This is a genomic window from Sorangium sp. So ce1504 (assembly GCF_051521635.1).
In the GTDB taxonomy this organism is placed as follows: Bacteria; Myxococcota_A; Polyangia; order Polyangiales; family Polyangiaceae; genus Sorangium; species Sorangium cellulosum_B.
On sequence record NZ_CP150365.1, the window covers coordinates 1,978,904 to 1,991,623 of the forward strand.

The window sequence follows — 12,720 nt, forward strand, 5'->3', positions numbered from 1 at the left end:
GACGCGTCGGATTTTGTTGACGCGTCGGAGATTTCCGACATATTGAGGACATGGCTGAAGTCGACGTGTTCTCGGCGCTCGCCAACCCGGTGCGGCGCGAGATCCTGATGCAGCTCCGCATGGGACCTCGCGCCGTGAACGACCTCGCGCGTAGCTTCGACCTGGGCCGCCCCGCGGTGTCCGAGCACCTCCAGGTGCTCCGCAAAGCGCGCCTCGTGCGCGAGGAGCCGCGCGGACGCGAGCGCTACTACCACCTCGATCCGCGCCCGCTGAGCGAGGTCGACGAGTGGCTCGACACGTTCACTCAGTACTGGAAGACGCGCCTCGCCGCCCTCGAAGAGCTCCTTAACGAAGAAGGAAAAAAATGAACGCCCCTGCAGTCATCCACCTCGAACATCGTTACTCAGCGCCTCCGTCCGCCGTCTGGCGGGCGCTCACGGATCCGGAGCTGCACGCGCGCTGGTGGGCTCCGGGCGACGTCAAAGCCGTGGTTGGACACCGCTTCGAGCTCGACATGGGGTCCTGGGGCAAGCAGGCCTGTGAGGTGCTCGCCGTCGAAGCGGAGCGGCTCCTCTCGTACCGCTTCGCCATCGGCAAGCTCGACACCCTCATCACGTGGCGCCTCACGCCGGAAGGGACGGGCACGCTCCTCACGCTCACGCACGAGGGCTTCAACCTCGACTCGGCGAGCGGCAGGAGCGCGTTCGAAGGCATGAAGCCCGGGTGGCCCAAGGTGCTGGAGAGGCTCGGAGCGACGCTCTGAGCGACCGCCGAGCGAAGCCGGACACCGGACCCTCGACGATGGTGTACCCGTCAAGCGTCTCGAAGCTCGCAAAGTGCTGATCGCCGAAGCTGCGGACCCGCAACGAGGCCCCGTCGGGTTGGTTGAACGGGAACTCCTTGCCGTGGAACGGAGTGCTCATCGTCTGTCTTCTCGCTGGCCGGTCAGGCCGGGGGAGACACTCGGTGTCGTCGTGCCTATCACGGCGCCTAACCCGCTTGTGGGCGCCCAGTCCGGCAGGCTCCGCTGGAGCCGCAGGCGCTCCGCCTCGGACAGCGCCTCCGCGATCACCTGACACACGGTTCGGCTCGCGCGATTGGTGCAGCTCACGCTCAAGGACACGCGCGGGAAGCTCCGAGCCGCTGTTTGCTTTCTTTCTCTCTTTCTGCCCATGCACTGACGCTCGAACGGATGCGCAGCCGGACCGGCGAGCTGCGCGGCGCTGATCCTCAAGCACGCTTCCCGACCCGCGGACATGAAGCGCGCCGCGTCCAGCGCCGCTGCCAGCGAACCCCGGCAGTCGCCGTGCGCCGGCCGTAGAGCGCGCCTGCTGCGGACCGAAGCCGCCGAGCGCAGACAGGGCAAGCCGTCGCTCCCGGGAAGCATCCTGTTGCGCGATCGAGCAACGGAGATGACCGGCCGGCCCGGCGGAGCCTGGCACAACGGGCCTCGCAGAACGCTCCGCGCCGGGCATCGCGGAGCGCGCGTTCGGGTGAGGACGGAGTGGCATGGGATGTGATTGGGCTTCCACCCGGTCGCCCGCGCCGCGAGCACACCTCCCGGCGAGCGGGCTATCCACCGGAGAGCGATATGAAAAGAACTGTGCACGGCATCGCTGGGACACTCGCGCTCTGCCTCGTCTCGACCTTCTTCCTGTCCACGATGCTCGCGGAGCTCTCGGGGAACGTCGAGACCATCGTCACGGTCAAGCGCGGCATCCTCTACGGGCTCGCGCTGCTGATCCCGAGCATCGCGGCGGCGGGGGGCAGCGGCAACTTCCTGGCCCGCTCTCGCGGGGGCAGGATCGTGGACGGCAAGCAGAGGCGCATGAAGTTCATCGCCATGAACGGCCTCCTCGTCCTGGTGCCGTGCGCCTTCGTCCTCTACCGGCTCGCGAGCCGGGGGAATTTCGGGCCGCTGTTCGTGGGACTCCAGGCCGCCGAGCTGATGGCTGGGGCGACGAACATCTACTTGCTCAGCAAGATGATGCGCGACGGCTTCAGGCTGAGCGGCCGCCTGGCCCCTGCCAGGGCGAGCAGCAGAGAGAGCTGAGTCGCGACACGAGGATTGATGTCAATGAACACAAGGGACAGGAACCTGCAGATGAACTTCTACCAGCACACGATCGAGGTCGCCGCTGATGTCAACGACGCCTACGCGCTGTCGGCCGAGGTGGAGGCGTGGCCTCAGATCTTCCCGCCCTGCAAGGGGGTGAGGGTCATCGAGCGGACCGATAGCTCGCAGCTCGTCGAGATCACGGCGCTCGCAAATGGCAAGCTCATGACCTGGCGCTCGACCAGGGAGCTCTTCCCCGAGCAGCGCGCGATCTCGTTCCGCCAGGTGCAGCCGTCGCCGCTCCTCAGGTCCATGGAAGGGTCCTGGCGATTCTTCCCGGTGCAGACCGGGACGCTCATCGTCCTGGAGCACCGGTTCGAGATCAAACCGGACGTTCGTGGGCTCGTCGACGGCGTGTCGACGCCCGAGGAGGCGCTGAGCTTCATGTCGAAATCGACGGACACGAACAGCAAGCGCGAGCTTCTGGCGATCAAGCAAGCGCTCGAGTCGAGGACGTTCCAGGGCCTGCAGAGCGAGCTCTACGGCGAGTTCCAGGAAGAGATGGTGATCGCGGCCTCGCCCGAGGCTGTGTACTCGCTCCTTGCGCGCGCACAGGACTGGCCGCAGGTGCTCTCGCACTGCCACGACGTCGAGATGCGATACGACGACGGTCAGCACCAGGAGTTCATCATGACCGTGGACGTGAAGGGGCAGATGGAGCAAATCCGGTCGATCCGACGCTGCACGCCGCACGCGAGCATCAGTTACTTCCAGCCGGAGCCGCCGCCGGCGCTGCGCCGACACAGCGGGAAATGGCTCATCGAGCGCGTGCCAGGCGGGGTCCGCGTCGTGTCATGGCACGCCGTCGAGCTGAGGCCGGACGGGATGAAGCAGGTCTGGGGCGATATCAGCCCCGGCGACGCCTTGGCGCGAGTGACCAAGGCGATCAACGACAACAGCCGCGGTACGATGCTCGCGATCAAGGGACGCACCGCGGAGCAAGCACAGGGGAGATCGTCGTGACGAATCAGGGTCGGAAGGTCGCTCTCATCACGGGTGCGAGCCGCGGGATCGGCAAGGCGGCGGCCGTGAGGCTCGCGAGGGACGGATTCAGCGTCGCTCTCCTCGCGCGTTCGAGGCAGCAGCTGGAGGCGACCAGCGCCGAGGTCCGCGCCGCGGGGAGCGTTGCGACGATCGGGATCTGCGACGTCACCTCGCCGCAGGAGGTCGATGCGGCCGTCCAGGCTGCCGTCCGGGAGCTCGGGCACATCAGCGTCCTGCTCAACAACGCGGGACGGGGCGGCGGAGGGATCACTGCCGACATGAACGTCGAGCTGTGGCGGGAGATCATCGACACGAACCTGAACAGCGTATTCTACGTCACCAGGTCGGTCCTCAACCACACCCCCGAGGGCACGTTGAAGACGATCCTCAGCGTCGCGTCGACCGGCGGTAAGCAGGGCGTGATCCACGCCGCGGCGTACAGCGCGTCGAAGCACGGGATCATCGGCTTCACCAAGTCGCTCGCCCTCGAGCTCGCGCCTAAAGGCATCACGGTGAACGCCGTTTGCCCGGGGTTCGTGGAGACCGAGCTCGCGGAGAAGGCGCGCGGGAATTACGCAAAGATCTGGGGCGTGAGCGTCGACGACGCGAAGAGGCGCATCGAGCAGCGCGTCCCGATCGGTCGCTACATCGACCCCGACGAGGTCGCGGAGATGGTGGCTTACCTGGCGTCGGACCGCGCCCGCGGGATCACCGGACAGGCGATGAATATCTGCGGTGGGCTTGGAAATTATTGATGATGGCCGGTGTCGGGCAGACACATGGCTGGCGAGAGGGTTAGATATCGTGAAGTTCGTTCAGAAGGGTAATCGTCGTAGGGCAGTCATCACCGGACTCGGGATCATCGCTCCTAACGGCATTGGCGTCGAGCAGTTCTGGGCTGGCGCGATGGCCGGCCGGTCCGGGGTCCGCGCGATCGAGAGCTACCCGGTGGACGGGTTCAAATCGAAGATCGCCGGTCAGGTCCAGGGATTCGACCCGAGGGCGCACGGCCTCAGGGAAGATCAGCTTCGGCGGCTGGACCGATATGCGCAGTTTGCCGTCGCGGCGAGCAAGATGGCGATGGATGACGCGGCCTTCGCCGGCGGCGTCCCTGACCCCGACCGGTTCGGCGTCTGCATCGGCAACGCGATCGCCGGTACGAGGTTCATGGAAGAGGAGTTCCTGGCCCTGACGGAGCGCGGCACCGCGCCGTACGATCCGACGTGGGTACAGCGCTCGCTCTATCAGGCGTCCACGTTCAACGTGGCCTCGGCGGAGGTCGCCGGCCTCTATGGAGCCCGCGGGCCCTGCTGCACGCTCAGCACCGGTTGCACGGGCGGCCTGGACGCCATCGGGCTGGCGCTCGACACCATCCGCACGGGCGATGCAGACGTGATGATCTGCGGCGCGTCGGAGGCGCCCATCACGCCGATCGCGCTGGCCGCGTTCGACATCCTGGGTGCCCTCTCGAGCAGGCGCAACGACTCCCCGCAGCGCGCCTCGCGGCCGTTCGACGATCAGCGCGACGGCTTCGTGCTGGGCGAGGGCGCCGGGGTCCTGATCCTCGAAGAGCGGGAGCACGCACTGCGGCGCGGGGCCACGATCTACGCCGAGCTGGGCGGCTTCGCTTCGTGCAACAACGCGTACCACATGACCGACCTGTCCTCGGACGGGATCGATCTGTCCCGCGCGATGAGGCTTGCGCTCCTCGACGCGGACATCGCGCCGAACAAGGTCGATTATGCGTGCGCGCACGGCAGCTCGACGAAGCAGAACGACACGAACGAGACGGCGGCGCTCAAGCTGACGCTCGGAGATCACGCCTACAAGGTGCCGGTGAGCTCGCTGAAGTCGATGGTGGGGCACCCCCTGGCCGCGGCCAACGCGCTCGAGAGCGTCGCCTCGGTCCTCTCCATCCTCAAATCCGAGATCTTCCCCACCATCAACTACGAGAACAAGGACATGTCCTGTGATCTGAACTACGTCCCCAACGAAGGTATCCAGCGGAGAGTGGACGTCGTCCTGAAGGCGGCGAGCGGCTTCTCAGGAATCCACAGCGCGCTGGTGTTTCGCGCCCCGAGCTGAGCAGGAGCACAACAGTGAATCGTCAGGTAGTAATCACCGGAATTGGGCTCCTCGCCCCGAACGGAGTCGGTAGTCGAACGGTCTGGTCCAACACGCTGAACCGGAACGGCGCCGTGCGCAGGGTGACGAAGTTCGACACCAGCCGCTTCCCGGCCGTCTTCGGCGGCGAGGTGACCGGCTTCGAACCCATCGATTTCATGCCGTCCCGCCTGGCCCGCAAGCTGGACCCGTACACGCAGTACGCGATCGCCGCCTGCGCGATGGCGCTCAAGGACGCCGAGGTGGACCTCGAGAAGGTCGATAGGCAGCAGTTCGGCGTTTACGTGGGCAACTGCTTCGGCGGCTGGACGGTGACCGATCGCGAGCTGCGGCACCTGTACACAAAAGGGGTGCGGGACGTGAGCCCCCACCAGGCCACCGCCTGGTTCCCTGCCGCGCCGCAGGGGCAGGTCTCGATCCTGTTCGGGCTCCGCGGGCACAGCAAGACCATCGTGTGCGATCGCGCCAGCGGCCTGGCCAGCGTCGGATACGCTGCGCGGAGCATCGCGCAGGGCCACTGCGACATCATCCTCGCCGGCGGTACGGAGGCGGTCATGTCGCCGCTTCCCTACTCTGCGTGCCTCACGGAAGGCATCCTGAACCAGGACCGGGACACGCCACCCGAGGCGGCGTATCGCCCGTTCGACGCCGGTCGCCACGGGCTCGTCCCGGGCGAGGGGGCGGCGTTCCTCGTGCTGGAGGACCGGGCTCACGCCATCCGTCGGCGCGCCAGGATCTACGGTGAAATCAGGGGCTTCGGCCTGTCCAGCGACGCATGCCACCCCGCGCCGCTGCCGAGGGAGGAGCGCGGCCTGAGCATCGCGATGCGCAAGGCGATCGACGAAGCCGGGATCGAGCCGAGCGACGTCTCCTTCATCATGGCGGACGGCATGGCCACGATCGACGGAGATGCGCAGGAGGCCGCCGCCATCCACAAGGTGTTCGGCGCGCTCGGCAGCAAGGTCAAGGTGACGGCGCCTAAATCGATGTTTGGACACCTGTACGGCGCCGGCGGCGCGATGGACGCCGCCCTCGCGGCCATGGGTCTCTTCTCTCAAACCGTCCCGCCGACGACCAACGTCGACGCGCTCGACGCGAGCTGCGACCTCGCGGTGACCACGGACGCGATCAAGGACGGCGAGCTTCGCTTCGCCCAGATCAACAGCCGCGGCTCCGGCGGCATGAACGCGTCGATGATCATCGGCCAGGACCGGAGATAACGAAATTCGAACCGCACAAGAACGTCAAGCAACGTGATTTAACAATGCAGAGGCAAGCGATGCAGAGTGCTCAGACCGTCGATATGCAGGTGAAGAAGATCCTCGCCGAGTTCCTCGGGAGACCCATGAAGGACCTCTCGGACGACGCCTTGCTCCAGGACGACCTGGACGTGGACTCGACAGAGATGATCGAGATCGTGTGCGCGGTGGAGCGGGCCTTCCAGGTCAGGCTCGGGGACGGCGCGGAGAAGGCGCTCAAGACGGTGGCGGACATCCACGGCGCCGTCGACCGCGCGAAGCGTTCGTGAACCCAGCGGGGGAGAGGGCTCACGGGATGATCATCGGTGTCGGCGTTGATTTTTGCGTGATCGATCGCATCGCGGCGGCGATCGAGAGGCACGAGGGCCGCTTCGAGGAGCGGCTGTTTACCGCGACGGAGCGCGCCTATTGCCGCATGCGGGGCTCCCCTGCTCAGCATTTCGCTGGCCGGTTCGCCGCCAAGGAAGCCTGCGTCAAGGCCCTCGGCGCGCCGGCGGGGCTGGCATGGCACGAGCTCGAGGTCATCCGCGCCGAGGGCGGACGGCCGACGCTCGAGCTCTCCGGCGCGTCGCTGAAGATCGCGAGGGAGCTCGGCGTCGAGAAGATACATCTGACCATTTCCCATCAGGCGAACTTCGCGGTCGCCACTGTCGTGGCAGAACGGTGACGGTGAGGGCGAGCACGCCTGGGATGCCCGGCGAGAGGAGACGTTGATGCCAGCGTTTTTTGTATCGCAGATCGGCGATGACAGGATCAGCACGGACCGGGGCGAGGTCCGGCTGGAGCACCCTGCTCCAGGCGTGCTCGTGGTGCGCTGCAGCGGCCACGGGGAGGCCGCCTTCGTCCCCCCGCTGGTCAGCCTGTTCGAGGCGCTCGCCGCGTCCGGCCACCCGGCGGACCTCTTCGTGGACGCCGAGCGCCTCACGGACTTCGACCGCGAGTACCGCACCGGGATGGTGATGTGGATCAAGCGGAACAGGCCACGCGTCCATTGCATCAATGTCCTCGTCCGGTCCAGGTTCGCGGCGATGGGCGTCTCGCTCGCGAGCCTCAGGGAGCGGGGCCTCCTGGTCCCGTTCGTCCGTCGCGAGGATTTCGAGGACACGCTCCGAGCGGTCGTCGAGCAGAGGACTCAGGACGCGGGTCACGCGCAGGGCGTCGGCTTCGTGGAGCCGATCGCGTAGCGCCGGTCGGAGCGGAACCATGGCCGACCAGCCAACAGGGCGAATCATGTAACGCGCCCGCGAGGGCGTGAAGAGAACGGGTGTAGAGCGATGAGACAGAGCAAGGTTGCGGTGGTGACGGGGGCGTCACGCGGGATCGGGGCTGCCGTTGCGAGACGGCTCGCGCGCGACGGCGCGGACGTGATTGTCAATTACACAGCGAACGAGGTGGCTGCAGCGCGCGTGGTCGAGGACATCAGGGGCATGGGACGGCGCGCGACCGCGGTGCGCGCCGACGTCTCCAGGGTCGAGGAGATCAAGGTGCTCTTCGAGCGCGCCGCCGCGGCGTTCGAGCGGGTGGACGTCCTCGTGAACAACGCCGCCGTGTTCGAGGCGTGCGCCCTGCAGGACGTGAGCCGGGCTGCGTTCAGCAACATCTTCGATCTGAACGCGCGCTCGGTGCTCTTCGCCTCCGAGGAGGCAGCGCGCCTCATGGGCAACTCCGGGAGGATCATCAACATCTCCTCGGATCTCTCGTGCATGGCCATGCCGGGGACGTCGCTGTACGCCGGTGCCAAGGCGGCGATCGAGGCGTTCACGCGCGTCCACGCCGCGGAGCTCGGGCCGCGTGGGATCACGGTGAACGCGATCGCGCCGGGTATCATCGACACCGACGCGCTGCGCACGCAGATGACCGACGAGAGGATCCAGGGGGTTGCCTCGATGACGCCGCTCGGCAGGGTCGGGACGCCCGAGGACGTGGCCGACGTCGTGGCCTTCATCGCGTCCGACGACAGCCGATGGATCACGGGCCAGGTCCTCCACGTGAACGGCGGCGTGTTGATGAGGTGAGCGCACCTGGCGGGGAGTCACCCGGAGGTCGCCCTGCGCGCTCCAACTCCAGCGAAGAGCGCTGCCATGACGCTGAGGCCCGTTCGTCCCCACTGCCACTTGGACCACGACGTGATGACCTCGGGCACCTCCCGGACGTCGATCGTCTTCCCGATCAGAGCCTCGTTCGCGCGTGCGAAGTAGAGAGGCAACAAGACGAGCGTGCCGGCCATGCACGCGGTGGCCAGCCCCCACGGCAACGGGTGCTGCTTCCGCTTGATGGCGCTGAACAGATTGTATCCACACGCCACCGTTCCCCCGACGTTCAAGGGGAAGAGCGTCATGCCCATGCGCGGTCCATGGACCGCGAACCAGTCCAGGAACTCGCTCGGACGCATGGATGAAAAACTGGAAGCCACGGCGGTCGACACCAGCAGGCTGCCGCCGGCGAACGCGCTGGTGAACACAACGGAAGCGACCTCGAGTGCTCGTGCCATCCTATGACCCTCCCCGCGCCCATCGCACATGCTTCCGTGCTCATGGCGCATGCCTGGGACCGGCACGCCGGCGTGGGAGCTCCGCGGCCGGCTCTGCCACGCGTCGTCATTGTAGCAGCGGTGCGCCCGGGCGGCATCGAGCGATGCCTGGCTTTGAGCACCGGGACGAACGAGAAGCGGTGGGCAGGATGATCCCCCGATTCCGCGGGCAACCCCGAGGGGGCGGGAAGGCAGGGATGGCATGGATAAAGAGGAGGGCGACCACGCCCGGCTTCCTGGGGGCGTCGAGGTTCCATCCTGAAACGAGTTTGCGCTGAGGCCGCCGTCAGGCGGCCAGTGCTGGGAGTGAGGATCATGGTCACCCGTTTCGATTTTTTTACCCTGTCCTCGGCGAGCGCTCACCCCGCGAGGGCAGGCGAGCAGCTCCTGCGCCGGGGGTGTGGACGCGCCGGCTTCTCCGTTGCCATCGAGCAAGATGACCTGGATCGCGATGGCTATGGCACGGCACCGTACGTTCTCATGACGGTCTCGACGACACCGGATCGACTCTCTCGAGATGACCCCATGGACGCCTCGTCGCCGCAGCCGTCGCTCAGGCTCGACGCTCGCATGGTTGTCCGCGCTCGCGGTCGTCGTGACGGGATCGCGATCACCCGAGCGAGCTCCTCGGCTGGCGTCCTGCTGATCACGCTGTGCGCGCTGGCGCTGCAGGATCGCGCGCGCTTCCTGCGGCAGTTCGACCGCGCGACTGCCTATATGGTAACCCAGGCAGGGTTTGTCATGAGCCGCCTGTTCGAGGCTGTGCCCGGCGAGCGCGCGGGCTGCTTCGTGAACGTCGCGCGCTGGACCAGCGTCTCCGCGTTCCAGGCTGCGTTCGCGAGCCCCGCGTTCAAGGCGATCATCAGCGGCGGCTTCCAGCCGAAGAGCCAGATCATGCTAGCCCACCTGCCCGCATCATTGACCAGATTGGCATTCACATGATCGCACAAATAGACATCGTAGAGACCGACAGAACCGACGCGCTTCGGCGGTCGTGGGTTGGAGCAGCCCGTGAGCTGGCCGCGTGCCCCGGGTTCCTCAATGCCCAGCTTCACGTCGTCTTCAAGCGCTTCAACGCGCGCGGATACGACCTGATCAGCGTTGTTCGATGGACCGACATCAACGCTCACTATGCTGTCCGGGCGGCCGGCCTGGAGCGGCCGCTGGAGGCCGATCGCGGCATCAACCTCTACGGGCTCGTCGATCGGAGCGAATTCGTGGAGCAGCCGGCGCGAGGATCGCACCTCGTCATCACCAATCCTTACCGCATCCGGCAGCCACAGGCGGCGGAGAACGCGATGATGTGGGGCGCGACGAGGGCCCTCATGGCCGGACGGGATGGGTTCATCTCCGCAGAGCTCTTTCAGAGCTACCACCCGGAGCACGACACGTACTACTTCATCAGTCGCGCCGAGTGGGAGAGCGAAGACGCGTTCATGAAGCAGCTCGCCGGCAAGGACTACAAGAATCTCGTTGCCCCGTTCGAAGGTGCATTTCAGATATGCCTGTCACACGTCGTCGATGAAATCGCGAGGGGCGGATGAAGCCCTCGCCGCTGACACCCATCCACAGTGAAAGAATTTGATCCATGGTTATGGTCATCGATCTTCTTGAGACAAGAAACCGCCCCGTCGCGGCGGATGCATGGCGCGCCGTGTGCTCCTTCCTCTCCGAGCAACCAGGCTTTGAGGGGGGGCAGCTGCTCGAGATCTTCCAGACGCTCAGGCCACGCACCGGCTGGGAGATGGTGAGCGTCTGCCGGTGGAGCTCGGCGGAGGACTGGGAGCGGGCCCGCGCCGCGGTGAGACAGAACGCAGAGCTTGTCTCGGTGCTGGGCGCGGCCGGCACCAAATTCACCGGTTTCAAGATGGATCTCGTCGACGGCTCCGAATACCGCTTCCGCCCGCCCTCCGGCAAGTTGGTGCTGGTCGACCTCATGTTCCTGCCCGAGGAGCGCATGGCAGCTTATGCCGCCATGTGGGCCGAGGCGGCGCAGACGATGAGCCAGCTCGCCGGGTACGTCAACTCCAGCCTGTACCGGACCAGGAACCTGGCTGACGAGGTCAAGTTCATCAACGTGGCGGAATGGGACAGCGCCGAGCGCTTCTTCGCTGGGGTCCACGGCGACCGCTTCGTGTCGATCGTCGAGCCATTCAAGAGCGATTTTGCTCTCCATCTGAGCCGCCGCGTCGCGCTCTACACGGCGCCGCGCTGAGGTCTGGACATGATCTACTGGATAGACGTCGTCGACGCCGTGGCCGCGCCGAGCTATGCCGAGCGCTGGCAGGACCACGCGCTGGCCCTGCGGAAGCGGTGCGGCCTGCGAACTGCAGAGTTGTTCCACGTGTTCGAGCCGATCCGCGACGTGAATTACACGCTGCTCTCCGTCTACGCGTTCGATGACACCGATGTCGGCGAGGCGGCGCTGGGTGGTGTGTCGCCCCGCGGTGCATCGGCTGGCCTCGTCCAAGGCACGAAGTGCCGACTGGGTGTCATGTTGTCGGAGCTGTCCCGGGGGCTCCCTGGCCACGCGTGGCTGATCAATCCTTTTGAGATCAGCGAGGCCGAGATCCCGGACGTCCTCGCGATGTGGGACAGGGCCAAGGACCACATGGCAGCGCACCCGGGCTTCCTGAACGCCCGGCTGTTCCGCTCCGCCGCCCCGTCGGCCAGGTACCGCCTGTTCAACGTCTCGCAATGGCGTAGCGCCGAGGACTTCAAGGAGTCTCTGCGTGATAGAGCGTATGACCGCCATCGAGAGAGGTCGATGACATATCGGCTCCATCCCTCGTTGTGCGCGCAGGTCCAAAGTATCGGCTTCGATGGGTGATCCGCGCGGTTAATGGTGTGTTGGCGGTGTGTTGGCTGGCGGCTCGTCAGGCTCGATGCGACCAGCCGCCCCCATCTGTGTGGCAGAGACCGCAGCGCGGCGGCTGCGTTGCTCGTGATCGACAAGGAGAGGACCATGTCTCAAGTGGCGCTCGTGACGGGCGCGAGCCGCGGGATCGGACGAGAGATCGGGCGCTGGTTCGCCAGCCGTGGCTTCGATCTCATCCTCGTGGCCCGTGGACGTGCATCGCTGGCAGAACGCGCGGAGGCTCTGCGCCGGGAATATGGAAGGACGGTGAGCGCCGTCGCGGTGGATCTGTGCGATTTCGACGCCGCGCGCGGCGCCGTTCAGGCGGAGCTCAGCCGCTGGGGGCGCCTCGACGTCCTCGTGAATTCGGCCGGCATATTCCGCTTCGGTACCAGCAGCATGGCGATGGAAGATCTCGACGCGATGCTGACGACCAACGTGAAGGCGGTACACAACCTGTGCGTCGCCTGCCTGGGCTCGCTGGCCGAGGCTGGGTCGGCCCACATCTTCAACATCGCGTCCGTCACGGGCGTCGAGCCGTTCGCCGTCGTCGGCGGTTATGCGGCCAGCAAACACGCGCTGGTCGGCTACGGCCGGTCTCTGGCACGGGAGCTGTTGCCCAAGGGGATCAAGGTGACGACGTTGTGCCCGGATGTGGTCGACACCGACATGGCGGCCGGGTCGGGCCTCCTGGCGGAGCAGATGCTCGCCACGACGGACATCAGCCGGGCGATCGAGTTCGTTCTGTCGCTATCCAATGCGGCGCTCGTCGATGTCCTGGTGATCGGAAGCAAGCCTGTCGCGGGCAGCGCGCGCACGGAGGCGTGACTCGTGGAGCGCTTCAGGGCGT

The 12,720-nt window shown here is 66.4% G+C and carries 17 protein-coding genes; 16 read left to right on the forward strand and 1 reads right to left on the reverse strand.

Features of this window, described 5'->3' with window-relative positions:
- The first annotated feature begins 50 nt into the window (after positions 1-50).
- From WMF39_RS07560 to WMF39_RS07610, 11 genes are all read left to right on the forward strand, one after another.
- On the forward strand, positions 51-368 hold the full coding sequence (locus WMF39_RS07560; RefSeq protein WP_437744872.1) for an ArsR/SmtB family transcription factor: 318 nt from the start codon (positions 51-53) through the stop codon (positions 366-368).
- Positions 365-763: an SRPBCC family protein gene (locus WMF39_RS07565; RefSeq protein WP_437744873.1), complete on the forward strand. Its 399-nt coding sequence runs from the start codon at positions 365-367 to the stop codon at positions 761-763. The genes WMF39_RS07560 and WMF39_RS07565 overlap by 4 nt, the downstream gene beginning before the upstream one ends.
- Positions 764-1,591: 828 nt before the next feature.
- Positions 1,592-2,053, forward strand: coding sequence for a hypothetical protein (locus WMF39_RS07570; RefSeq protein ID WP_437744874.1), 462 nt, complete (start codon positions 1,592-1,594; stop codon positions 2,051-2,053).
- 24 nt (positions 2,054-2,077) lie between these two features.
- Complete coding sequence (locus WMF39_RS07575; protein WP_437744875.1) at positions 2,078-3,079, forward strand: aromatase/cyclase; 1,002 nt, start codon at positions 2,078-2,080, stop codon at positions 3,077-3,079.
- A complete protein-coding gene (locus WMF39_RS07580; protein ID WP_437744876.1) occupies positions 3,076-3,855 on the forward strand; it encodes an SDR family NAD(P)-dependent oxidoreductase in 780 nt (259 codons plus the stop codon). The genes WMF39_RS07575 and WMF39_RS07580 overlap by 4 nt, the downstream gene beginning before the upstream one ends.
- Before the next feature lie 49 nt (positions 3,856-3,904).
- The gene (locus WMF39_RS07585) at positions 3,905-5,185 is read left to right on the forward strand and encodes a beta-ketoacyl-[acyl-carrier-protein] synthase family protein (RefSeq protein ID WP_437744877.1); all 1,281 of its coding nucleotides are present in this window, start codon (positions 3,905-3,907) and stop codon (positions 5,183-5,185) included.
- 14 nt (positions 5,186-5,199) lie between these two features.
- On the forward strand, positions 5,200-6,444 hold the full coding sequence (locus tag WMF39_RS07590) for a beta-ketoacyl-[acyl-carrier-protein] synthase family protein (RefSeq protein WP_437744878.1): 1,245 nt from the start codon (positions 5,200-5,202) through the stop codon (positions 6,442-6,444).
- Between the two features lie 59 nt (positions 6,445-6,503).
- On the forward strand, positions 6,504-6,752 hold the full coding sequence (locus tag WMF39_RS07595) for a phosphopantetheine-binding protein (protein WP_437744879.1): 249 nt from the start codon (positions 6,504-6,506) through the stop codon (positions 6,750-6,752).
- 26 nt (positions 6,753-6,778) lie between these two features.
- On the forward strand, positions 6,779-7,150 hold the full coding sequence (locus WMF39_RS07600) for a holo-ACP synthase (RefSeq protein ID WP_437744880.1): 372 nt from the start codon (positions 6,779-6,781) through the stop codon (positions 7,148-7,150).
- Between the two features lie 46 nt (positions 7,151-7,196).
- Positions 7,197-7,667: a hypothetical protein gene (locus tag WMF39_RS07605; RefSeq protein WP_437744881.1), complete on the forward strand. Its 471-nt coding sequence runs from the start codon at positions 7,197-7,199 to the stop codon at positions 7,665-7,667.
- A 90-nt stretch (positions 7,668-7,757) separates the two neighbouring features.
- Positions 7,758-8,498, forward strand: coding sequence for a glucose 1-dehydrogenase (locus tag WMF39_RS07610; RefSeq protein WP_437744882.1), 741 nt, complete (start codon positions 7,758-7,760; stop codon positions 8,496-8,498).
- A 17-nt stretch (positions 8,499-8,515) separates the two neighbouring features.
- Here the strand turns inward: WMF39_RS07610 and WMF39_RS07615 are convergent, their stop codons facing one another.
- Positions 8,516-8,974: a hypothetical protein gene (locus WMF39_RS07615; protein ID WP_437744883.1), complete on the reverse strand. Its 459-nt coding sequence runs from the start codon at positions 8,972-8,974 to the stop codon at positions 8,516-8,518.
- A gap of 354 nt (positions 8,975-9,328) precedes the next feature.
- Here WMF39_RS07615 and WMF39_RS07620 point away from each other — a divergent pair, with 354 nt between their 5' ends.
- The 5 genes from WMF39_RS07620 to WMF39_RS07640 all read left to right on the forward strand — a co-directional run bounded on the left by WMF39_RS07620 (position 9,329) and on the right by WMF39_RS07640 (position 12,698).
- Entirely contained in the window at positions 9,329-9,955 is a 627-nt protein-coding gene (locus tag WMF39_RS07620; protein ID WP_437744884.1) for an antibiotic biosynthesis monooxygenase family protein, read from the forward strand.
- Entirely contained in the window at positions 9,952-10,557 is a 606-nt protein-coding gene (locus WMF39_RS07625) for an antibiotic biosynthesis monooxygenase family protein (protein ID WP_437744885.1), read from the forward strand. Before WMF39_RS07620 ends, WMF39_RS07625 begins: the two co-directional genes overlap by 4 nt.
- Positions 10,558-10,601: 44 nt before the next feature.
- A complete protein-coding gene (locus tag WMF39_RS07630; RefSeq protein WP_437744886.1) occupies positions 10,602-11,228 on the forward strand; it encodes a hypothetical protein in 627 nt (208 codons plus the stop codon).
- 9 nt (positions 11,229-11,237) lie between these two features.
- Entirely contained in the window at positions 11,238-11,843 is a 606-nt protein-coding gene (locus tag WMF39_RS07635; RefSeq protein ID WP_437744887.1) for an antibiotic biosynthesis monooxygenase family protein, read from the forward strand.
- A 135-nt stretch (positions 11,844-11,978) separates the two neighbouring features.
- On the forward strand, positions 11,979-12,698 hold the full coding sequence (locus WMF39_RS07640; RefSeq protein ID WP_437744888.1) for an SDR family NAD(P)-dependent oxidoreductase: 720 nt from the start codon (positions 11,979-11,981) through the stop codon (positions 12,696-12,698).
- Positions 12,699-12,720: the final 22 nt, after the last annotated feature.